At 61.4% G+C, this 21,473-nt stretch carries 21 protein-coding genes and 1 pseudogene; 11 read left to right on the top strand and 11 right to left on the bottom strand.

Annotation, left to right across the window (positions count from 1 at the left end):
• Positions 1-6: 6 nt before the first annotated feature.
• The gene (gene rsmC / locus ACTG20_RS20455) at positions 7-1,035 is read right to left on the bottom strand and encodes a 16S rRNA (guanine(1207)-N(2))-methyltransferase RsmC (RefSeq protein ID WP_194495219.1); all 1,029 of its coding nucleotides are present in this window, start codon (positions 1,033-1,035) and stop codon (positions 7-9) included.
• Positions 1,036-1,315: 280 nt separating this feature from the next.
• Here rsmC and dapA point away from each other — a divergent pair, with 280 nt between their 5' ends.
• Positions 1,316-2,188, top strand: a complete 873-nt coding sequence (dapA, locus tag ACTG20_RS20450) for a 4-hydroxy-tetrahydrodipicolinate synthase (RefSeq protein WP_043820620.1) — start codon at positions 1,316-1,318, stop codon at positions 2,186-2,188.
• A gap of 78 nt (positions 2,189-2,266) precedes the next feature.
• Here dapA and ACTG20_RS20445 read toward each other — a convergent pair whose 3' ends face one another.
• Positions 2,267-3,235, bottom strand: a complete 969-nt coding sequence (locus ACTG20_RS20445) for a CYTH domain-containing protein (protein WP_194495221.1) — start codon at positions 3,233-3,235, stop codon at positions 2,267-2,269.
• Between the two features lie 169 nt (positions 3,236-3,404).
• Here ACTG20_RS20445 and ACTG20_RS20440 point away from each other — a divergent pair, with 169 nt between their 5' ends.
• Both ACTG20_RS20440 and ACTG20_RS20435 read left to right on the top strand, forming a co-directional pair.
• The gene (locus ACTG20_RS20440) at positions 3,405-4,085 is read left to right on the top strand and encodes a TIGR00153 family protein (protein WP_439987375.1); all 681 of its coding nucleotides are present in this window, start codon (positions 3,405-3,407) and stop codon (positions 4,083-4,085) included.
• A 25-nt stretch (positions 4,086-4,110) separates the two neighbouring features.
• Positions 4,111-5,376, top strand: a complete 1,266-nt coding sequence (locus ACTG20_RS20435; RefSeq protein WP_005343043.1) for an inorganic phosphate transporter — start codon at positions 4,111-4,113, stop codon at positions 5,374-5,376.
• Between the two features lie 93 nt (positions 5,377-5,469).
• On the opposite strand, the gene ACTG20_RS20430 is transcribed toward ACTG20_RS20435, so the two are convergent.
• Positions 5,470-7,926 carry a bifunctional aspartate kinase/homoserine dehydrogenase II gene (locus ACTG20_RS20430; RefSeq protein ID WP_194495223.1) on the bottom strand — a complete coding sequence of 819 codons (2,457 nt, stop codon included), beginning with the start codon at positions 7,924-7,926 and terminating at the stop codon, positions 5,470-5,472.
• A complete protein-coding gene (gene metB, locus ACTG20_RS20425; RefSeq protein WP_194495225.1) occupies positions 7,926-9,098 on the bottom strand; it encodes a cystathionine gamma-synthase in 1,173 nt (390 codons plus the stop codon). The genes ACTG20_RS20430 and metB overlap by 1 nt, the downstream gene beginning before the upstream one ends.
• A 205-nt stretch (positions 9,099-9,303) precedes the next feature.
• Between metB and metJ the strand changes: the two genes are divergently transcribed.
• From metJ to ACTG20_RS20410, 3 genes are all read left to right on the top strand, one after another.
• The gene (gene metJ, locus ACTG20_RS20420; RefSeq protein WP_005343046.1) at positions 9,304-9,627 is read left to right on the top strand and encodes a met regulon transcriptional regulator MetJ; all 324 of its coding nucleotides are present in this window, start codon (positions 9,304-9,306) and stop codon (positions 9,625-9,627) included.
• A 41-nt stretch (positions 9,628-9,668) separates the two neighbouring features.
• Positions 9,669-10,391 (top strand): AraC family transcriptional regulator, encoded by a 723-nt coding sequence (locus ACTG20_RS20415; protein WP_194495227.1) that lies wholly within the window; start codon positions 9,669-9,671, stop codon positions 10,389-10,391.
• An 84-nt stretch (positions 10,392-10,475) separates the two neighbouring features.
• A complete protein-coding gene (locus ACTG20_RS20410) occupies positions 10,476-10,814 on the top strand; it encodes a tRNA-binding protein (protein WP_194495229.1) in 339 nt (112 codons plus the stop codon).
• Positions 10,815-10,885: 71 nt separating this feature from the next.
• Here the strand turns inward: ACTG20_RS20410 and ACTG20_RS20405 are convergent, their stop codons facing one another.
• The 3 genes from ACTG20_RS20405 to nudE form a co-directional block, all read right to left on the bottom strand.
• Positions 10,886-12,157, bottom strand: a complete 1,272-nt coding sequence (locus ACTG20_RS20405; protein WP_194495231.1) for an aromatic amino acid transport family protein — start codon at positions 12,155-12,157, stop codon at positions 10,886-10,888.
• Positions 12,158-12,594: 437 nt separating this feature from the next.
• Positions 12,595-13,407, bottom strand: coding sequence for a 3'(2'),5'-bisphosphate nucleotidase CysQ (cysQ, locus tag ACTG20_RS20400; RefSeq protein ID WP_005357849.1), 813 nt, complete (start codon positions 13,405-13,407; stop codon positions 12,595-12,597).
• A 37-nt stretch (positions 13,408-13,444) separates the two neighbouring features.
• A complete protein-coding gene (nudE, locus tag ACTG20_RS20395; protein ID WP_194495233.1) occupies positions 13,445-14,053 on the bottom strand; it encodes an ADP compounds hydrolase NudE in 609 nt (202 codons plus the stop codon).
• Between the two features lie 144 nt (positions 14,054-14,197).
• Here nudE and yrfG point away from each other — a divergent pair, with 144 nt between their 5' ends.
• Positions 14,198-14,878, top strand: a complete 681-nt coding sequence (gene yrfG / locus ACTG20_RS20390; RefSeq protein WP_194495235.1) for a GMP/IMP nucleotidase — start codon at positions 14,198-14,200, stop codon at positions 14,876-14,878.
• An 85-nt stretch (positions 14,879-14,963) separates the two neighbouring features.
• Here the strand turns inward: yrfG and ACTG20_RS20385 are convergent, their stop codons facing one another.
• From ACTG20_RS20385 to ACTG20_RS20370, 4 genes are all read right to left on the bottom strand, one after another.
• Positions 14,964-15,176, bottom strand: a complete 213-nt coding sequence (locus ACTG20_RS20385; RefSeq protein WP_040067337.1) for a hypothetical protein — start codon at positions 15,174-15,176, stop codon at positions 14,964-14,966.
• Between the two features lie 164 nt (positions 15,177-15,340).
• On the bottom strand, positions 15,341-15,679 hold the full coding sequence (locus ACTG20_RS20380) for a DUF1294 domain-containing protein (protein ID WP_194495237.1): 339 nt from the start codon (positions 15,677-15,679) through the stop codon (positions 15,341-15,343).
• Positions 15,676-16,266: a sugar O-acetyltransferase gene (locus tag ACTG20_RS20375; protein WP_439987374.1), complete on the bottom strand. Its 591-nt coding sequence runs from the start codon at positions 16,264-16,266 to the stop codon at positions 15,676-15,678. The genes ACTG20_RS20380 and ACTG20_RS20375 overlap by 4 nt, the downstream gene beginning before the upstream one ends.
• An 86-nt stretch (positions 16,267-16,352) precedes the next feature.
• The gene (locus ACTG20_RS20370; protein ID WP_194495239.1) at positions 16,353-17,615 is read right to left on the bottom strand and encodes an MgtC/SapB family protein; all 1,263 of its coding nucleotides are present in this window, start codon (positions 17,613-17,615) and stop codon (positions 16,353-16,355) included.
• Between the two features lie 219 nt (positions 17,616-17,834).
• Here ACTG20_RS20370 and ACTG20_RS20365 point away from each other — a divergent pair, with 219 nt between their 5' ends.
• The 4 genes and pseudogenes from ACTG20_RS20365 to cysW all read left to right on the top strand — a co-directional run bounded on the left by ACTG20_RS20365 (position 17,835) and on the right by cysW (position 21,464).
• Positions 17,835-18,836 carry a sulfate ABC transporter substrate-binding protein gene (locus tag ACTG20_RS20365; protein ID WP_194495241.1) on the top strand — a complete coding sequence of 334 codons (1,002 nt, stop codon included), beginning with the start codon at positions 17,835-17,837 and terminating at the stop codon, positions 18,834-18,836.
• A 56-nt stretch (positions 18,837-18,892) separates the two neighbouring features.
• Entirely contained in the window at positions 18,893-19,468 is a 576-nt protein-coding gene (locus ACTG20_RS20360) for an RBBP9/YdeN family alpha/beta hydrolase (RefSeq protein ID WP_194495243.1), read from the top strand.
• A 271-nt stretch (positions 19,469-19,739) separates the two neighbouring features.
• Positions 19,740-20,579, top strand: a complete 840-nt coding sequence (gene cysT, locus ACTG20_RS20355) for a sulfate ABC transporter permease subunit CysT (protein WP_040067348.1) — start codon at positions 19,740-19,742, stop codon at positions 20,577-20,579.
• Positions 20,576-21,464: pseudogene (cysW, locus tag ACTG20_RS20350) on the top strand (sulfate ABC transporter permease subunit CysW). The gene cysT and the pseudogene cysW overlap by 4 nt, the downstream one beginning before the upstream one ends.
• Positions 21,465-21,473: the final 9 nt, after the last annotated feature.

Here is a 21,473-nt window from a genome sequence, read left to right as displayed (position 1 = left end):
ACTTATTTACATTTTGCTCAGATAGACCTTGAATTTGGCATCACTGCTGATCACTTCAGTCCGTTTGAAGTGTGTCTCCAGTATAGGCTGGTAGCGCAAGAAGGCGTTGGCAACAATGGTCAGCGAACCATTTGGCAGCAAAAATTCCGGCGCTTTGGCCAGGAACTGCTCGGTTGCCGCATAGAAGGTTTTGAGACCCGCATGGAATGGCGGGTTGGAGACGATGTGCTGGAAACGGGTGGAGACATCCGAATAGACATCGGAAGCGGTGACCTTGCCCTGCAGACCGTTGATCGCCAGGGTGCGGCGGCTCGATTCGAGTGCCAGTGCGCTGATATCCACCATGTTGACCCGCAGATCCGGATTGCGCTTGGCCAGCACAGACCCAATCACCCCAGCGCCACAACCGAAATCGAGCAATTCGCCCGTCATCGGCGGCACGGCGGCCAGCAGCATCTGGGTGCCGAGATCCAGCTCGGCGGCGCTGAAGACGCCGGGCAGTGCCAGCACGGTCAGCTCGGTATCACCGGCCTTGCACTGATAGCGGCCAAACCAGCTATCCAGATCGAACGGGGCGACCGGTTTGCAGAGCTCACCGTGATAGAGCGAGCAGCGGCGGGCCGAATCGCGCTTGATCGGCTTTTCGCCATAGGGGGCCAGCAGCTTGTCGGCGCCATTGATGCCGCCGCGGTTTTCACCGGCGAGGAACAGATCGGCACCCGCTTCCAGCAAGGGGGTCATCATGGCCAGCAGATATTGTGCCTCGGCCTTGGCCTTGGGCATCAGCAGCAACAGGGCATCGAAGCGGGGGGCACCACCTAGCTGGTGGTCGAACAGGATAGCCTCGCCGAGGGCGGCCTGCTGGCTGCGGTAGTAACAGTAATCGGTGGTAAAGACGGTCAGGGTCCGGGCCAGGCTCGCCAGCTGGCGGGGGTAGTCATCCTCCAGCGCGCCGCAGACAAGTAGCCGCTTGCCGACAAAGAGGGCTTGGTTTCGTTCCAGCATCTGGCTGACGGCACTGATTGGGCTGCTCATCGGGTCTCTCCACGCAATTTTGGGCGGCCATTATACATAGCCCCTTTCGCCTTGACATTTATGCCGTGTTCCCGAAATATGCCCAGACACCATTTTTTGACCAGAGATGACGAAATGCGGTTCAACGGGTTGAAACGAAAGCACAAAAAAAGCCTGAAATTCGGGCCTGCCGACGTTCGCGCGTAACCTCTCATCCCTGAGAAGCTTCAAACCCCGGTTGCGCACATCGTACCGGGGTTTTTTATTGCCATATGCGCGTCATTTAGGAGAAGGAGATCCCATGTTTCAAGGTTCAATCGTTGCGTTGATCACCCCGTTTCGACAGGGAAAGCTGGATGAAGAGGCGCTGCTGCGTCTGGTGGAGTGGCATATCGAACAGGGCACTCACGGCATTGTGCCGGTGGGTACCACGGGGGAAAGTCCGACCCTGACCCACGACGAGCACTGCCGAGTGGTGGAGCTGGTGGTCAAACAGGTCGCTGGCCGTATTCCGGTGATTGCCGGAGCGGGCTCCAACAATCCGGTCGAAGCCATCGAGTACACCCTCCATGCCGAGCGGGTGGGGGCTGATGCCACTCTGCATGTAGCCGGTTACTACAACCGTCCCAATCAGGAGGGGCTCTACCACCACTTCAAGGCGGTACACGACGCCACCGCCAAGCCGATCATCGTCTACAACATTCCGCCGCGTGCCATCGTCGACGTGCAGCCGGCGACCCTGGCCCGTCTGGCCGAGCTGCCGCGCATTGCCGGGGTGAAAGATGCCACCGGCGACTTGGCGCGCCCCTGGACCGAGCGCCAGCTGATCAAAAAGCCCTTCGCCTGGCTCTCCGGTGAAGATGCCACTGCGGTTGCTTACAACATCGGCGGCGGTCAGGGCTGTATCTCTGTGACCGCCAACGTGGCCCCCAAGCTGGTGGCCGAGGTGCAGAACCTCACGCTGGCGGGCAAGTGGCAAGAAGCGCGTGAGCTGCAAGACAAGCTCATTCCGCTCCATCAGGCGATGTTTGCCGAGCCGAGCCCGGCTGGTGCCAAATATGCCGCTTCCCTGCTCGGGTTCTGCAGCGAGGAGTGCCGCCTGCCGGTGATGCCGCTGTCAGAAGCGACCCGCGAGCGCATTCGCAGCGCCATGCAGCAGCTCAACCTGCTGTAGTGCAAAACGGGTGAGCCAAGGCTCACCCGTTTTGTTTCCGGTCTTTATTTTCGACCTTTAGTACCGGTATGGCCACGCTCAGTCTGCGTGATGCAGCCATGCGGCGATGGCCAGCTGCAACTCGACATACGCCGGATAGAGGAAGAGATCGGCCAGCTCGGCAGGCCACTCGTCATGCTCGTCCGACTGGGCTTGCAGATGGGCTTGCAGGTTGGTCAGGGCGGGTAGCCAGAGCACTGGTTGTGGCAGCGCGGCCGCACTGCGGGCGACCAGATCGATCCCCTGGTACAGGGCCGCGAGTGCCTGCTGTTGAATGCCTTCATCCTGCGGATGCTCCAGCCAGAGCTGCTCGTGATGCTGCCAGTGGCGCAGCCCTTCGCTTACCCCCGTTATGCCATCCATACCTTCATGTTCGACCAGCGCCTGCAGGGCCAGCGGTTTGCCAAGACCAGCCAGTCGATAGCCGCGCTGGGCCTTGGATTGGGCGCCGAGGCGCAGCCCGCCGAGCTTGGCGAGGCGTTGGGCCAGTGCAAACAGGGCTGTGGTGGCACCGGATTTGAGCTCCAGTTCCAGTTCGTTGATGGTGGTGCTGCCCTGACTGCCGACTATCTCTCCCTGATCCCAGGCTAGCTCAATCTCGGCCCCCTCGAAGGCGATCAGCCAGTGGCGACGCAGGAAGTCGGTGCGAAACTGGGCGACCAGCTGCTGCTGGATGTGGTCGCGCTCGGTCAGGGTCGGCCAAATCTCATCGGGAAAGGACGAGAGGGTCGGCAGATCGCCGCTGACAGGGGCGTTGTACTCGGGTCTGGCGTGCAGGCCGCCCACCACCTGGCCGCGGCATTTGATGGTCTGTTCGGCAAAGGCATCGCAGCGGCGGATCCGCAGTCCCATCTCCAGCTGGCGCAGAGCCAGGGTCGGCGTATCGAAATAGACGTTGCCGAGCTGCTGTTGTGATGATTCTTTAATCTCAAGAGAATTCAGCAGGTTGGATAACTCGGGTTGAATGTCGCGGGCGACAAAAAACTTTATCTCGATCTCAGTTTGCATAGTCATTCCGGGCTGGCAGGCAACTTTGGGGGGCAGGATTCGGGTCGCGGGGATATAATGCCCGCGAGACGACTAGATTAATTCGCGGTTTAATTGAGGGCGCAGTTCGGTTACCATGCGCGCCTCATAAAATCGTATCGAGTGTTTTTTCACCGACACAGGTTTGGCCATGCCAGTAAATACTATTTTGGGGCTTTTTGCCAAGTCCCCCATCAAGCCGCTGCAGAAGCATATCGTCAAGGTTCACCAGTGCTCCCAGCAGTTGGTTCCCTTCTTTGACGCCGTTGCCGAAGACCGTTGGGAAGATGCCGAGAAGATCCGGCAGCAGATCGCCCAACTGGAAAAAGAGGCAGATACCCTCAAGCGTGAAATCCGTCTGAAACTGCCTCGCGGCCTGTTCCTGCCGGTTGCACGTACCGACCTGCTGGAGCTGTTGACCCAGCAAGACAAGATTGCCAACCGTGCCAAGGATATCTCCGGCCGCATGCTTGGTCGTCGCATGGAGTTCCCCGCCGAAATGCGGACGGATTTCATGGCTTACCTCAAACGTTGTATTGATTCGACCGCTCAGGCCGAGAAAGCGATCGGGGAGCTCGACGAGCTGCTCGAGACCGGCTTCAAAGGACGGGAAGTGGAAATGGTTGCCGAGATGATCCACCAGCTGGATCTGATCGAGGACGATACAGACACCATGCAGATCGGACTGCGCCAACAGCTGCAAGCGGTTGAGCACAATTACAATCCGATCGATGTGATGTTCCTTTACAAGATCCTCGAATGGGTAGGTGACCTGGCAGATCAGGCTGAGCGCGTAGGCGCCCGTCTGGAACTGATGCTGGCTCGTTCGTAATCGACTGACTGGGTAAACACTATTAATGGACATTATCGCGAATTACGGCACCACTCTGGTGCTCGTGGCGGCCTTGTTCGGCTTTTTGATGGCTTGGGGCATTGGCGCGAATGACGTGGCCAACGCCATGGGAACATCGGTCGGCACCAAATCCCTGACCATCCGTCAGGCGATCATCATTGCCATGATCTTCGAATTTGCCGGTGCCTATCTGGCCGGTGGCGAAGTGACGGCCACCATCCGTAACGGCATCATCGACAGCAATGCGTTTGTCGATAGCCCGGACCTGCTGGTGCTCGGCATGATCGCCTCCCTGCTGGCGGCAGGTGCCTGGTTGATCCTCGCCTCCTACTTCGGCTGGCCTGTTTCCACCACTCACTCCATTATCGGCGCCATCGTCGGTTTTGCGGTGGTGAGCATTGGCCCGGAAGCGGTGCAGTGGAGCAAGTTTGGCGGTATCGTCGGCTCTTGGGTCATCACCCCGGCCATCTCCGGTGTCATCGCCTACTTCATGTTCATCAGCGTGCAGAAGCTTATCTTCAACACCGATGATCCCCTGAACAACGCCAAGCGCTATGTGCCGTTCTACATGTTCCTGACTGCGCTGGTGATCTGTCTGGTGACCATCAAGAAGGGGCTGACCCACGTCGGTCTGCACCTGAGCGATGGCGAGGGCATTCTGCTTTCCATCGCCATCTCCATCGCAGTGGCGTTTGCCGGCTGGATCTACATTCGCGGCCAGAAGTACAACCCGCAGGATGACAGCAAGATGCACTTCGCCAACGTGGAGAAGGTGTTTGGCATCCTGATGGTGATCACCGCCTGTGCCATGGCCTTTGCCCACGGCTCCAACGATGTGGCCAACGCCATTGGCCCGCTCTCTGCGGTGGCCTCTATCGTGGCTTCCGGTGGCGAGATTTCCAGTCAGGCTGCCATTGCTTGGTGGATCCTGCCCCTTGGCGGTATTGGTATCGTGATCGGTCTGGCGACCATGGGCGAGAAGGTGATGGCGACGGTCGGTACCGGCATCACTCACCTGACCCCGAGCCGTGGTTTTGCTGCCCAGCTGGCGACTGCCGCGACAGTGGTGATTGCCTCCGGTACCGGTCTGCCCATCTCTACCACCCAGACCCTGGTCGGTGCTGTGATGGGGGTCGGTCTGGCGCGCGGTATTGCGGCGCTGAATCTGGGGGTGCTGCGCAACATCGTGGTCTCCTGGATCATCACCCTGCCTGCCGGTGCCATTCTGGCTATCGCGATCTTCTACGTGCTGCAGGCCTGCTTCTCCTAATCGAAGCGGCATTCAGCAAAAAGCCCGAGTCATCGACTCGGGCTTTTTTATTGTGCGCGGGAGCTGAGGCGCAGCTCCCTTTGCATATCAGCCTTAGAGGTTGGCGCAGATCTGCCACAGATCGTACTGGATAGCGGCGGCGGTCACTTCCCGACCCGCCCCCGGCCCCTGAATCACCAGTGGGTTGGTGCGGTAGCTGTCGCTCTCGATGGCGAAGATGTTGTCGCACGGCAAGAGGTTGGCAAACGGGTGATGGGGCTCCAGCGCCTCCAGTCCGACCCGCGCCTTGCCGTCATGCTCGAAGCGGGCCACGTAGCGCAGCACCTTGCCGAGGCGCTTGGCCCCTTCGAAGGCGGTCTGGATCGGGCCATCCAGCTCTTTCAGTCTGTCCATGAACTGATCGGCGGTCACCTTGCGCAGCGTGACGGGCACCAGATTCTCCAGCTCGATATCGGCGGAGTCGAGCTCGAAGCCCGCTTCCCGCGCCAGAATGAGCAGCTTGCGCCGCACATCCTGACCGGAGAGATCTTCGCGGGGATCCGGCTCGGTCAGGCCGTGCTGCCACGCCTCGTCCACCAGCTCGGAGAAGGGGCGGGTGCCGTCATACTGCTGGAACAGCCAGGAGAGGGTGCCGGAGAAGATGCCGGAGACCCCCTGAATGCGGTCGCCGCTCTGGCGCAGCATCTGGATGCTGGACTGGATCGGCAGCCCGGCGCCCACGGTGGCGTTATAGCGCCACTGCACCTGATGGTCGCGGCAGGTCTGCTTGATGCGCTGGTAGAACTCGCTGTCTGCGGCACCGGCAAACTTGTTGGCGGCGATTATGTGAATGCCGAGCTGGGCAAAGTCCGGGTAGTAGCGGCTCACCGTCTCGCTGGCGGTCATGTCCAGTGCAATCAGCGCATCGAAGCCGTGCTGCTCAAGCTGGGAGAGCAACTCCGGCCAGATCAGCGGTTTGGGGTTGAAGTTGTCCTGTACCTTGAGGGGGTTGAGTCCCTCTTCATCCAGCAGGCCGCCTTCCGAGCTGAACACCCCGTAGAGGGTGAGCGCCAGATTGAGTTCATGTTCCAGCCGTGCTTTTTCGCGGGCATAGAGGCTTAGCCAGTGGCCGCCGATATTGCCCTTGCCGAACAGCACCAGACCGACCCGGTTCGGGCGGCTGAAGAGGGCGCTGTGCAGGGCGATGAGCAGCGGCTCAAGCACTACCTGACGCAGCACGGCCACCAGACTCAGGCCATCTCGGGCCACCTGTACGAACTCCAGCGGTTGATCTGCCAGCAGCTGATAGAAGCGATGACACTGCTCCGCGTTGTCGGTGACACCGGCGCCGACCAGCGCCACCAGACTGAACCCCTCTTTCTGGATGAGGCCGGTGAAGCTCCCTTGCAGCTGGAAGTCGCGCAGCAGCTCGAAGGCGCCTTGTGCCACCTCGAGGGTGTAGGCGAGACGCAGGATCCGGCGATCCGGCTGGCGCTGCAGGGTGAGCGGGTTGAGGCGGTGACGGGCCAGATGGGCCTCGATGGTGGCCACCGTCTGCTCATAGTTGGTCTGCGGCAGCACCTTCAGCTCGATGAGGGCGATCTGATCCACCGAGGAGACGATGCGGGCGCCGCCGGAGCGGGGGGCGCGGCGCAGGATATGGGTGCAGCCCTCGTCCGGGTTGTAGCTGCAGCGCAAAGTGAGGCGCTGGCGGCTGTCGGCCACAGGTTGCAGGGTGCGTGAGTGCAATACCGAAGAGCCAAGGCGGGCCAGCTCGTTGGCTTCGGCGAGGCTCAGTCGCTCCAGCAGACGCGCCTCCTTCACCCGACGGGGGTCGGCGCTGTAGACCCCGGCCACATCGCTCCAGATGGTGGTGGATTCGCCGTCCGCCAGCAGTGCCAACAGGCTGGCGCTGTAGTCGGAACCGTTGCGACCGAGCAGCAGGGAGCGCCCCTCCATGTCGGCGGCGATAAAGCCGGTCACCACGATGCGACCGGCATGTTCGGCCAGCCGTGCCTTGAGCAGCTCGCTGGAGAGGGCGGTATCCACCTTGACCAGAGCGCCATCCTCGGCGCGCAGGAAGCTGCGGGCATCGAGCCAGATGGCCTTGTCGCCTCGGCTGGTGAGCAGGGCCGCCAGCAGGCGCGCCGACCACACCTCGCCAAAGGCGAGCAGGCCGTTGCGGGCGAAGCGGTCAAACTGCCCCTCAAGCGTCTTGGCGATGAGCTGCATGTCGTCGGCCAACTGCTTGCTCAGGTCGAGCTGCAGTTCACCCTCCAGCAGGCCGTCGATCAGGCTCTGCTGATAGGCCTGTAGGGCAGAGATGGCTTCACCTGCGGCTTCATCCCCCGCTTCGGCCAGCTCCACCAGCTGGATCAGCCGGTTGGTGGTCTTGCCGGCGGCGGAGACCACGATCAGTTCATCCCCGCCCACCTGTTGTTCAACGATACTGGCGACCCGGCGATAACAGACCGGATCCGCCAGACTGCTGCCACCAAATTTGTGGACGTGACGTCGCTTCAATCCTGCTTCTGCTGCCACCGCGATCTCTCCTTGTTGCTGCTGTTCCATTACTTCGCTACCTGTTCTGCCTGCTGCGCCTGTTCAAAAGCCTGAGCCAGATCGGCCACCAGGTCTTCACCGTGTTCAATACCGACCGACAACCGCAGCAGCTGGGCGCTGATACCAGCTGCCTGCTGCGCCGCCGGGGTCATGGCCCTGTGGGTCATGCTGGCCGGATGGGCCACCAGACTCTCCACCCCGCCGAGGGACTCGGCCACCGAGAAGAGGGTGAGGGCCGCGAGGAAGGCGCGAATGCCTGCCTCGCTGCAATCGAGTTCAAAACTTAGCATGGCGCCGAAGCCGGACTGTTGACGGCGCGCAATATCGTGGCCCGGATGGCTCGGCAGGCTGGGGTGATAGATGCGTTTCACCAGCGGCTGCTGTTGCAGGAAGGTGAGGATGCGATCGGTATTCTCCTGATGGGTGCGCAATCTGGGGGCCAGAGTGCGCAGGCCGCGCAGGGTGAGGTAGGAGTCGAACGCCCCGGAGGTGAGCCCCAGACAGTTGGCCCACCACACCAGCGACTCGGCCAGTGCGGCCTCCTTGGCGATCGCCACTCCGCCCACCACGTCGGAGTGACCGTTGATGTACTTGGTGGTGGAGTGCACCACCACGTCGGCACCGAGGGCCAGGGGTTGTTGCAGCAGGGGGGAGAGGAAGGTGTTGTCCACCACCACCTGCGCACCCACCTCGTGGGCGGCGCTGGCAATGGCGCTGATATCCACCACCCGCAGCAGCGGGTTGGAGGGGGTCTCCACCCATACCAGCGCAGGCTTCAGGGCCAGCGCGGCGGCCAGTGCGGCCTCATCCCCCTGATCGACAAACTGCACCCGGTAGTGGCCCTTGGCCGCCAGATACTCGAACAGGCGCCAGGTGCCGCCGTAGCAGTCGTGGGGGGCGATCAGCAGATCTCCCGCCTTGAGCAGTGCTGTGGTGACCAGATGGACGGCGCCCATGCCGGTGCCGGTAACCACGGCGCCAGCGCCCCCTTCCAGCGCCGCCAGCGCGTCCGCCAGATTGGTGCGGGTCGGATTACCAGAGCGGGCATAATCGTATTGACGGGGTTCGCCAAAGTCGGCAAAGGTGTAGTTGCTGGAGAGGTAGATAGGCGGCACCACGGCACCGTGTTGCTGGTCTGTCTCAATCCCGGTGCGAACCGCCAGGGTGGCCTTGTGGGTCATATCACTCTCCTTGATGTCTCTTCACACGCCGGCATATTGCTGCCACGCGCCATCCCGCCATTGCGGGCTCATGGTCAACCACACTACGCTAGCTTAAAAAAGCCGTCAACACTTCCAGACGTCTAAATGGCTTTGCTGTTGGATTGCCATTAATTTCCTTAAGGGTTAAAATCCGCGCTCACGGCTAAATGAGAACAGGTGAGTCATGGGAACAGAGTGGAACGGCGACTACGTCAGCCCCTACGCGGAACACGGTAAGAAGAGCGAACAGGTCAAGAAGATTACCGTCTCGATCCCGCTCAAGGTGTTGAAAGTGTTGACCGATGAGCGCACCCGCCGTCAGGTGAACAACCTGCGTCATGCGACCAACAGCGAGCTGCTCTGTGAAGCCTTCCTGCACGCTTTCACCGGCCAGCCGCTCCCTTGCGACGAAGACTTGCGCAAGGATCATCCGGACAGCGTCCCTGCCGAAGCACGCGCCATCATGGAAGCGCTGGGCAAAGAGATCGAAGATTTCGACAAGGAATAACCCCCAATGACGCGGCCCTGGCCGCGTCATTGCTATCAGCCATGTCCCGCTTCAGCCTGCGCCACTATCACCACCACGTCTGCAGCCATAGCCACGACTTTGCCCAGCTGGTGATCCCCCTCGACGGCCCCCTCGAGATCGAGGTGCAGGGCCGGGGGCGCAGGCTTGCCCCCGGTTCTGCCTGCGTCATCGCCCCCGGCGAGCGGCACGACTACGCTGCCGATCCCGCGCTTTCGTTTCTGGTGCAGGAGAGCGACTGGCTACCCGGCGATCTGGCGGCCTGCCCCTTTATCGAGCTGGATGAGCCCCAGCGCCACTACCTCGCGTTTCTGCACCGCATGGTGGCCGAGGGGCGGCAGGTGGTGGGCATGGAGCAGGTGTGGCTCTCCCTGCTGGCGGAAGGGCAGGGGATGCAGAGCACTGCCACCCCGCGTCTTGCCGCCCGCATCCTCAAGGTGCAACGCCATATCGATGCCAACCTCGCCGCCCCGCTGACCAATCAGCAACTCGCCACCATCGCCTGCCTTGGCCAGAGCCAGTTCAAGCTCGCTTTTCGCCAGCAGTTGGGGGTGAGCGTCTCCCACTACATTCGCAGTCGGCGCATGGCGCTGGCGCGTACCCTGCTTGCCGGTACGCAACTGCCCGTTGGCGAGATTGCCAGCCGCTGCGGTTACCAGAATCAGGGGGCGTTCAGCGAGCGCTTCCTGACCGAGACCGGGCTCACTCCGTCCCTCTGGCGCCAGCAAAACGGCCACCTGCCGTAACGAAACGGCTGATTGCCGAAGACGGGATGCTCTCTTTGGGCCATGCTGCGGGTCATGCAAGGTGCACGATAAACAGGAGCCGAAATGGAGACGATTAGCTGGCAGGATTTCGAGATGGTGGAGCTGAGGGTGGGCACCCTGGTGCGGGTCGAGCCGTTCCCCGAAGCGCGCAAACCAGCCTACAAGGTGTGGGCGGATTTTGGCCCCGAACTGGGGATACGCAAGAGCAGCGCCCAGATCACCGCGCTCTACCAGCCAGAGCAGCTGGTGGGCCGCCAGATCATCGCCGTAGTCAACTTCCCGACCAAGCAGATCGGCCCGTTTCACTCGGAGTTTCTGCTGACCGGTTTCTATCGGCCGGATGGCGCCGTAGTGATGGCTATTCCCGAGCGGGCGGTGGAGAACGGCGCCAAGTTGGGCTGAGTTCACGCCCGAACAGAGACAAGAGAGGCGACCCCTGGGTCGCCTCTCTGTTTGTTTTCTGCTGCGAGTCGTTACTTCAACAGGCTGAAGATCAGCGCCGATACCGCCAGCGACCCGGTCAGCAGGATAAAACCGTTGGTCCAGCCGTGACGGAAGCGGGCCAGCGCCTCCACCTTGTAGATGGCAATCACCGGCATGATAAACAGGATCATGGCGATAACCGGGCCGGATAGGGTCTCCATCAGCCCCAGAATGCCCGGATTGATGACGGCGGCACCCCAGATAGAGAAGAACATCAGGGCGATACCGACTTTGTCCGCCTTGGCCAGCGGCAGGCCGGTGGGCTTGGCGATCAGGCTTTTCAGGCTTTCGCGGGCACCGAGGAAGTGGCCGAGGAAGGAGGAGCTGATGGCGATAAAGGCGATGAGCGGCCCCAGAGTCACGATCACCGGGTTATCGGTGATGTTGGCGAGATAGGAGAGCACAGAGACGTTCTGGGCCTTGGCTTCGGCCAGCTGGGCTGGCGAGAGGCTCAGCACGCAGGAGAAGACGAAGAACAGCACGAAGCCCACCAGCATTACTGTGGTGTTGCGCAGGATCAGGCCGCTCTTGGCTTCTGCCTGCTCGCCATATTCACGACGCTGCACGTTGGCAAAGCCGGAGATGGCGGCGGCGTGGCTGAAGGCGAACACGGTGACCGGCAGCGCCAGCCAGACGGTATTGAGGAAGCTGACCCCCTCAAACGCGGTTACTTCTGGCCACTGCCACTGGGGAATGAGGTAGCAAGAGAGGGCCGCCAGAATGGCCGCCAGCGGATAGACCATAAAGGCGAAGGCGCGCAGCATCGCCTTCTCACCCGCCAGCATCACGGCGATCATGGCAAACACCAGCAGGCCGGAGAGCATCACCCGATCCGGGGTTGCCATGCCGAGCTGGTTGACCATAAAGCTCTCTACCGTGTTGGTCAGCCCGACCCCGTAGATGAGCAGGATCGGGAAGATGGAGAGGAAGTAGAGCGCCGAGATAAGGCGGCCGGCCATTTTGCCGAAGTGCTCCTCCGCCACTTCAGTGAAGTCGGCGTGGGGGCGTGACGATGAGAGCACGAAGCGCGCCAGCCCGCGGTGGGCCAGGAAGGTCATGGGGCCTGCCAGTACCGCGACGATGACGAGAGGCCAGATCCCGCCCAGACCCAGATTGATGGGCAGGAACAGGATACCGGCGCCAACGGCGGTGCCAAACAGACTGATGACCCAGTGGGTGTCGTGACGGCGCCAGCGGGTGGTGCTGGACGTGGTGGTGCAGGAACCGGATAGCTCCTTGGTCGCCTCTACAGATAAACTCATTACTAATTCACTTTTTGTTAGTGTTTTAATCTGAGTTCATTGTGGTTTATCGGGATTTAATTCTCAAAAAGCGAGACTGAAACATATCACTGTCATTGCGGGGTTTAGCCAGCGAGATTGGGAATGAAATCTGGATCGCAGAATGCAACAAAACTGATATTGGTGGTTTTTGTGAAATATAAAACCAAAATTTGATCTACTGCCATTTTTTTATTTTGGCTAATCAGGTGTTTTCAGAATTACGTGAAAAATCGCACCATTTCTCGCCGACCGATTGTGATGTTTCACTATCATTTTGCCGCTTTGCCAGCGTATCACGCTGTTCAAGAGCGCCTTGACCAGCGGATCACACCGGCCATCACCCGGGGCAACTTCCCTGAAAAAGCAGGCGGCCATCGGGCCGCCTGCTTGTCTGGTGTGATGATATCGCTATCCGCCTAGTGGGCCAGAATGTTGCCCCAGGCGAGGTCCGGATCCCCCATCACGATAAAGTCCGGGTTCTCCAGCGACTCGGTTTCGTTGTAGCTGAGTGGCTGCAACGCCAGGCTGAGGATGCGGCCACCGGCTGCTTCGACGATGCACTGGGCGGCGGCGGTATCCCACTCGCCGGTGGGGCCGAGCCGCACGTAGCAATCGGCCGCACCTTCCGCCACCAGACAGGATTTGAGGGAGCTGGAACCAAGCGGGATCAGCTCGTAGTTGATGGCCGGGTTGAGACGGCGGGTGAGGTTTTCCAGCTTCTGGCGGCGGCTGATGGCGACCACCAGCGAGTCGGGCTGGTCATGCTCGTGGTGCATGGCGCTGATGGGCAGTACCTCGCCGTTCACCTCCTTGAAGGCGCCGTAGCCGCGCACCGCCCAGTAGAGCACGTTGGACTCGGGGGCGTAGATGACCCCGAGCACCGGCACATTGTCCCGCACCAGGGCGATCAGGGTGGCAAAGTCGCCGCTGCCCGCGATAAATTCGCCGGTGCCGTCGAGGGGATCCACTAGCCAGTACTGCCGCCAGTTGGATCGCTGGCTGAAGGGGATGTCGGCCGCCTCTTCAGTCAGCACGGGAACGTGGGGAGTGAGCGCCGAGAGCGCCTGCTTGAGGTAGGCATCGGCAGCAAGATCGGCACTGGTGACCGGGGTCGCATCCTCCTTCAGCTGACGCTCGAACTGACCGCCGTGATAGATGTCGTGAAGGATCCTTCCGGCTTCGCGGGCAATCTCCTTGACCCCCGGCACCCAGGCCAACAACTCCTGCATCTCGTTATCCTCTGTCTGTTAACTGCCCGTCTGCGGGCTACTTTGCCTGCTCCGCCAGCCACTTCTGGGCCAAGAGCAGGGCACTGATGCTGCGCGACTCGGTGAAGTCGGGTCGCGCCAGCAATTCGTCTATCCGGTTTAGCGGCCAGGGGATCACTTCCAGCGGTTCGGGCTCGTCGCCGATCCGCTGCTCGGGGAAGAGATCCCGGGCCAGCAGGATATCCATCCGGCTGGAGAAGTAACCGGGCGCTAGCGACACCTGCTTGAGCAAGGTCAGGCTGTTGGCGCCAAAGCCCGCCTCTTCCATCAATTCCCGGTTACCCGCCTCGAAGGCATCTTCGCCCGGGTCGATCAGCCCTTTGGGAAAGCCCAGCTCGTAGGAGTGGGTGCCGGCGGCATACTCGCGCACCAGCAGCAGGGTGTGGGCATCGAACAGCGGTACCACCATGACGGCGCCACGATTACCGCCGCGCATCCGCTCGTAAACCCGCTCTTCGCCGTTGGAGAATTTGAGGTGGAGGGACTCCACTCTGAACAGCCGACTCTCGGCCACGATCTCGGCCTTGAGGATCTCCGGTTTGCTCTTGGGGTGATCCAGTTGGTCGGCTGAGATGTGCTCGGGTTTGCTCTTGTGGGGGTCGCTCATCGGACGCTGGCTGCTCGTTAAAAAATCGTGCTTCAAGAGTAAACGACTCTCACACCGAACACCACGGGCCAGGGATGGCAAAGGGGGAGGAAAAATCCGTTATACTGCCGCCCCGTTTTCCGAGATCCGCGATCAAGAGGCCCGATGCCACACTCCCGCTCCACCACCTTGCCCTGGCACCAGATAGATACCGTCTTGCTCGATATGGATGGCACCCTGATCGATCTGCATTTTGACAACCACCTCTGGCAGCAATTGGTGCCGGAGCGTTACGCCGAGCGGCTCGGTCTGCCGCTGGATGAAGCCAAAGCGCAGATCGACGTCCACTATCACGCCGTCAACGGCACCCTCCACTGGTACTGCGTGGATTACTGGAGCGAGACCCTGGGGCTCGATATTCGTGCCCTCAAGCAGGAGCTGCTGGCGAAGATCCAGTGGCGTCCCCACGCCATCCCCTTTCTGGCCGAGCTGCGCGCCGCGGGCAAGCAGCTGGTGCTTTTCACCAACGCCCACCCCGCCAGTCTGTCGGTGAAGGATGCGCAACTCGGTCTTGCCGACCATCTGGATCTGATGGTGAGTACCCACGAGCTGGGCTGGTCGAAGGAGAGCCAGCACTGCTGGCAGGCGCTGGCCGAGCGGCTGGCGTTCGATCCGGCCCGTACCCTGTTTGTGGATGACAGCGAGCGGATCCTCCGGGCTGCCGCCGACTATGGCATTGGCTATCAGCTGGCGATCCAGAATCCGGATAGCTGCAAGCCGGAGCAGAGCATCACCGCTTTTCCGGCGATCCGCGATTATGCCGAGTTGCTGCCGCTGGCAATCTGAATTTGCTGAAACGAGAGAGGGCTGCATCATGCAGCCCTCTTTCTTTGATTTGAATTTTGGTTATCTGACGCCTGATGGCGAAAAATCACAGCTCCCGAAACGGGCGCCGTTTCTCTTCCTCGATGACGATCGCCTCCAGATTGGCGATCCGCTCCTGCAACTCTCTGATGATCATATCCTGCTTGCCGAGGCGGTCGGTGATGCGGGCATCCCCCATCTGATAGCGGGCCCGTTTGCCGAGATATCCGAACAATAGGCTGATAAATACGATCAGGACTATGCCTGTCCACATGGTCATGTCACGACTCCTTGTCGTCTATAAACGGCGAAAACGCTGATGGGATCCGTTCTGTTTTCTCACAGCCGCCAATTGGCCGCAATGGGTCCCGTTTCGCCTTTGTGATGCAGTTGGCTATTGCTGCCAGAGGGGGCGGCCAAGCCACAATCTTGTTACCCAGGTGGCTATTGCTGCCAGAGGGGTCGACCGACCCAGAGCGCCCACAGGGTGAGGTGCAGCAGCACGATAAACCAGAAGACCAGCCGGTAGCTGCGCTTCTGGGTCTTGTGGCGCAGCCACTGGCGGGCAACCAGCGCCCCCGGCCAGCCGCCGCACAGCTCCAGCAGATGGAGCCTCGATTCGGGAATGCGCCACTCACCCCGTACCGCCTGCCGCTTGTCCCAGGCGTAGGCGGCTACCGTGAGCAGGCTCATGGAGAGCAACACGGCCAGCGGCCACCACTGCTGCTCGTCGAGGCCGAGCCAGAGGGCGGCGCCCAGTGGCAGCAGCGCCAGCGCCATCATTGGGCCAACTCCCAGCAGCGCTCCTCGTCCTGTTTGAGGGTGCGGATCACCCTGGCCGGATTGCCCACCGCCACCGAGTCGGCCGGGATGTCGCGGGTGACCACGGCGCCGGCACCTATGATGGAGCGCGGCCCTATGGTGACGCCGGGGCAGATGATGGCGCCGCCGCCAATCCAGCAGTCGTCACCGATCCGCACCGGCTTGTTGTAGGCGGTCCAGTTGCGTCGCTCCAGATAGTTCATGGTGTGGGTGGCGGTGTAGATCTGCACGTTGGGGGCCAGCAGCACATGGCTGCCTATATGCACTTCGCCCAGATCGAGAATGGTGACGTTGAAGTTGAAGAAGGTCTTCTCGCCGATATGGATGTTGCGGCCGAATTCGCAGGTAAACTGCGTGCTGATCCAGCAGGAGTCGGGGCAGTGGCCGAACAGCTCGCGGCAAATCTGCTGGCGCAAAGGGCCATCGCCCGCCGATGAACCGTTGAGCTTGGCCAGCAGCGCCTGACCGCGGATCCGGTCGTTGGCTATCTCCTCGCTCTGGCTATCCAGTGCCCCGCCTGCCAGTACCTTGTCCCAGTCGCTCGCCATTGCTACCTCCTCATGCTGCAAGAGGTGGCAGTATACGTGACAAGCGCGAGAGGCGTCAGTCTGTCACTTCTGGCGGGTGATCCCCGTCAACCTGCGGGCCAGACGAGGGGCAGGATCAGCAGGGCCGAGACGAAGTAGGGGAGCAGCACCCGCAGTCCCAGCCGGCGGCCGCCTATCCCCAGGGCCAGCAGCCCCTTCACCAGCGAGTTGACCAGCCCGGCTAGCAGGATGCCGCGGGCCGCCACCTCCAGCGCCAGCTCCTTGTGGGAGAGCTGGGAGAGCGACAAGGTGATGGCATCCACGTCGGTGATCCCCGACACCAGCGCCAGCAGATAGACCCCCGAGTTGCCCACCTTGTCTTGCAGCAGCGTTGCCATAAAGCCGATCAGTGCCAGCAGCAGGCCGAACTTGATGGCAGTGGCCAGATCGAGCGGGTTGCTGGTTTCCGGCTGCACCGGGCCGTCAGTCAGCTCCTCGCGCTGACGCCAGAACCAGAAGGCACAGCCGTAGACTGTGGTGGCCAGCAGCAACAGGGGGGCGATGAGGCGCATCGCCAGTTCGCTGTGAATGAGCAGCACCAGTACCAGCAGCCGCAGCCACATGGTGGCCCCCGCCAGCAGGATGCCGGTGGCCAGCAGCCGCTCCAGCCCCCCTTGTTCCTTATTGAGGCGGGCGAACTGCAGGGTGAGGGCGGTGGAGGAGGCCAAGCCCGCCAGTATGCTGGTGAGTACCAGCCCGGCGCGGGTGCCGAGCAGGCGCACCGCGAAGTGGCCACAAAACGAGATGCCGGCGATCACCACCACCATCAGCCAGATCTTGAAGGGATTGAAGGCATCGAGGGGCCCCATCTCCTCGTTGGGCAGCACCGGCAACAGCACCAGCGAGATAAGCAGAAAGCGCAGGGTGGCGTGAAACTCGGTCTCGCTGAGAAACAGCATCCCCTGCTGGATCTGTCCCTTCAAACCCATCAACAGGGCGGCCAGCACGGCGCAGGCCACCGCTTCGCTCGGGCTCAGCAGTACCGACATCAGCCCCAGCAAATAGGTGAGCAGCATGGCTACCGAGCTGGTGAGGCCGAACTCCCCTTGCCAGCGCTGGGCCAGCCAGACCGAGAGGCCGCAACCGATCACCACCGCCAGCAGGCCGAGCAGCGGTAGCCAGGGGCCCAGAGTGGGCAGCAGCAAACCGCATACCCCGCCGAGCAGGCCGATGAGGCCGTAGGTCCGCATCCCGGCGATGCGCTGGTTATCCCCCAGCTGGCGCACCTGCCAGCCCCGCTCCAGTCCGATGATTAGGCCGATGGCCAGCGAGACCAGGGCACCGTTGACGGGTTCTGCATTGATCCACATAACGACTTCCTTTTCGTCATCTGCCTGCCTTGTTCCCATGATGGCACAGCGATTGAGGTCACAGAGGGGCATGGCTCACAGAGTCTGCGTCTGGCTCCTTGTGGCGTGTGACTGGCTGCCTGATATGAGCAAAAGAGATAAGCAAAGAGTTATTTCTTTCTTCTCGGCATAACAACTCCGCGGCATGCTGCTCTCAACCCAACGATATGGAGTATCACCATGAAACTGCGAATGACCGCTCTCTCCCTCTTCTCCGTGCTGGCCTTTGGCCAGGCCTACGCCGCGGAAGTACACCTGCTCAACGTCTCCTACGATCCGACCCGCGAGCTGTTTCAGGAGTACAACTCCGCCTTTGCCAAGGAGTGGAAGGCCAAAACCGGTGACGATGTGGTGGTGAGCCAGTCTCACGGTGGCTCTGGCAAGCAGGCTCGCGCCGTAGTGGACGGACTGGAAGCTGACGTGGTCTCGCTGGCGCTTGCCTACGACGTCAACGCCGTTGCCAAGGAGGGGCTGACCGCTGCCGACTGGCAGAGTCGCCTCGGCAACAACGCCTCGCCCTATACCTCCACCATTGTCTTCCTGGTGCGCAAGGGTAATCCCAAGCAGATCAAGGATTGGGATGATCTGGTGCGCAAGGATGTCGCCATCGTGACTCCCAATCCCAAGACCTCCGGCGGGGCACGCTGGAACTATCTGGCCGCCTGGGGCTATGCCCTGAAGAAGAGCGGCAGTGAAGAGGGGGCCAAGCAGTTTGTTGGCGATCTCTTCAAGAACGTGAAGGTGCTGGACTCAGGCGCCCGCGGTGCCACCACCAGCTTTACCGAGCGCGGTCTCGGTGACGTGTTGCTGGCGTGGGAGAACGAAGCCCTGCTGGTGCTTGGTCAGGCGGGTGCCAGCGACAAGTTCGAGCTGGTGGTGCCTTCGGTCTCCATTCTGGCGGAGCCGCCGGTCGCGGTGGTGGACAAGGTGGCCAAGAAGCACGGTACCGAAGCGGTGGCCAAGGCCTATCTCGATTATCTCTACTCTGACGAGGGGCAGCATATCGTCGCCAAACATCACTATCGCCCCAGCAACCCGGCGATCCTGAAGGAGACGGCAGCCCAGTTCCCGCAGCTTGCCTTCTTTACCGTCAAGGATCTGGAAGGGGATTGGGAGAAAGCCCAGAAGAAACACTTCGCCCAGGGCGGTCTGTTTGACCAGATCTATCAGCCGGGTCGTTGATAGCTTCGTTATCCATCACTGAACTGGCCCCTGTGCCAGCCGATAGGAGCACCAAGATGAACAAGATCCTCCTGGTTCCCGGTCTGCACAACAGTGGGCCGGATCACTGGCAGAGCCGCTGGCACGATCATTTTCCCCAATGGCAGCGGATGATCGGGCTACCTTGGGACAAGCCGGACCTCAGGGTCTGGAGTGCCAAGCTGGCGAGCAAGCTGAAACGTCGCCGCAGCCGGGTTCATCTGGTGGCTCACTCTTTTGGCGCGCTGACTGCCATTGCGGCGGCCCGCTTGCAGCCGGAGAAGGTGGCCTCGATCTTTCTGGTGGCGCCCGCCGATCCCGCCCGTTTTGGCATTGCGGATGAGGCCTTGGCCGGGCCGCTGCAGGTGTCGGCCCAGCTGGTGGCCAGCCGCAATGATCCCTGGATGAGCTTTGAACGGGCCGAATACTGGAGCCGTCAGTGGCAGGTGCCGCTGTTCGATGCCGGTGAGGCGGGCCATATCAATGCCCAGTCAGGTCATGGGGACTGGCATCAGGGGCTGCATTTGCTGGGGGCACTCTACCGCCGTGGTGAGCTGGTAGTTGCACCGGTCAAGACCGCATCGACCCGGCCGGTCGTACTGGGCTTTCGCTAGGTATCTGTGAAGTGGTTGGAGGGTTGGCGAGCGCGCTTTTCGCTGGCTACTCCATGCCCCCGTTCTTTGAATGCTCCGCTCCGTATTGCTCCATTTCTTAGGTCTTTTATTTATATAAAAGACCTTTTTTTATTTGGAGTGCGCCAAGAGCCTTGTGACTCTGCGGTTAGACAAAAAAGTGATTAGCAAAGTCGCAATTGATGTTTGTTGCCGATGAGGGGAGTGCGCAGAATCACCATATCGAAAATTCTTCATAACAGATGGATGTGTTATGCGATTTGGTTCTTATTCTGTCCTGCCCGGTTTTGGCCCCACCTTGGGGTTCAGCCTGCTCTATCTGGGCCTGCTGGTGCTGTTGCCGCTCTCGGCCCTGGTGCTGTTTGCGATCAACAACCTGACCGCCGCCGAGTTCTGGCAGGTGATCGGTTCACCCCGGGTGCTCGCCTCCTTTCGCCTGAGCTTCGGGGCGGCCTTTGTCGCGGCGCTGCTCAACAGCCTGTTTGGCCTGATCCTGGCCTGGATCCTGGTGCGCTACACCTTCCCCGGTCGTCGTCTGGTGGATGCGCTGATCGACCTGCCATTTGCCATGCCGACCGCCGTGTCCGGCATCGCCCTGTGCGCCATCTTCGCCCCCAACGGCTGGATCGGCCAGTTGCTGGCGCCGCTCGGCATTCAGCTCGCCTACAACCCTATCGGGGTGGTCATCGCACTCACCTTTATCGGATTGCCGTTTGTGGTGCGTACCCTGCAGCCGGTGCTGCGGGAGGCTGAAACCGAGCAAGAGGAGGCGGCCGCCAGCCTCGGCGCCGATCGCTGGCAGACCTTTCTGCGGGTGCTCTGGCCGACCCTGGTGCCTGCCCTGCTCACCGGTTTTGCGCTGGCGTTTGCCCGTGGGGTGGGGGAGTACGGCTCCGTCATCTTCATCGCCGGCAACCTGCCGATGGTCTCGGAAATCGCGCCGCTGATGATCATGAGCCACCTGGAAGAGTATGACTACGCAGGTGCCTCCGCCATCGCCGTGGTGATGCTGCTGATTTCGTTCATTTTGTTACTGCTAATCAACAAGTTGCAGGCCTGGAGCTGGTCTCGCATCGGAGGGAGCCGGATATGAGTTCATCTGCTATCGCCATTGAGGCGGCCTCTGTGGAGGCGACCCCCGCTCGCAAGGCACCGGTCGTGATCCGTGAACCCCAGTGGGTCAAGTGGCTGCTCATCACGGTCGGTTTGGGCTGGTTTGCCGCCCTGTTGCTGCTGCCGTTGGCCACCGTCTTTATTCAGGCGCTGAGCCCTGGGCTGGCCTTCTTCTGGCACGCCATCAGCGAGCCGGATGCCTTGAGCGCCCTCGGTCTCACCGCGTTGGTGACCCTCTGTGCGGTTCCACTCAATTTGCTGTTCGGGATTGCGGCGGCCTGGGCTATCGCCCGTTTCCGCTTCCCCGGTCGGCAGCTGCTCATCACCATCATCGATCTGCCCTTCTCGGTGTCGCCGGTGATCGCCGGTCTGATGCTGGTGTTGATGTTCGGCAGCCGCGGCTGGTTTGGTGACTGGCTGAGCGAGCACGACATAGATCATCTTCGCCACCCCGGGGATCATCCTGGCCACCACCTTCATTACCGTGCCCTTCGTGGTGCGCGAGCTGCTGCCCCAGATGGAGGCGCGCGGCCCGGAAGAGGAAGAGGCGGCCATCATGCTGGGGGCGAGCGGTCTGCAGATGTTCTGGCGCGTCACCCTGCCCGGCATTCGCTGGAGCCTGATGTATGGCCTGCTGCTCTGTACCGCCCGCGCGGTCGGGGAGTTTGGCGCGGTGTCGGTGGTTTCCGGTCATATTCGCGGCCAAACCAATACCCTGCCGCTGCATATCGAGATCCTCTACAACGAGTACCAGACCGGCGCCGCCTTTGCGGTGGCAAGCCTCTTGGCTCTGTTCGGGATCTTTACCCTGCTGGGTGAAACCCTGTTGGCCCGGCTGCGTGCCCAGCCCACCAAATCTCACTGATCACCGTTT

The organism is Aeromonas sp. 84A (assembly GCF_051919345.1).
GTDB lineage: Bacteria > Pseudomonadota > Gammaproteobacteria > Enterobacterales > Aeromonadaceae > Aeromonas > Aeromonas veronii.
This window is presented reverse-complemented; position numbering and strand designations above follow the sequence as displayed.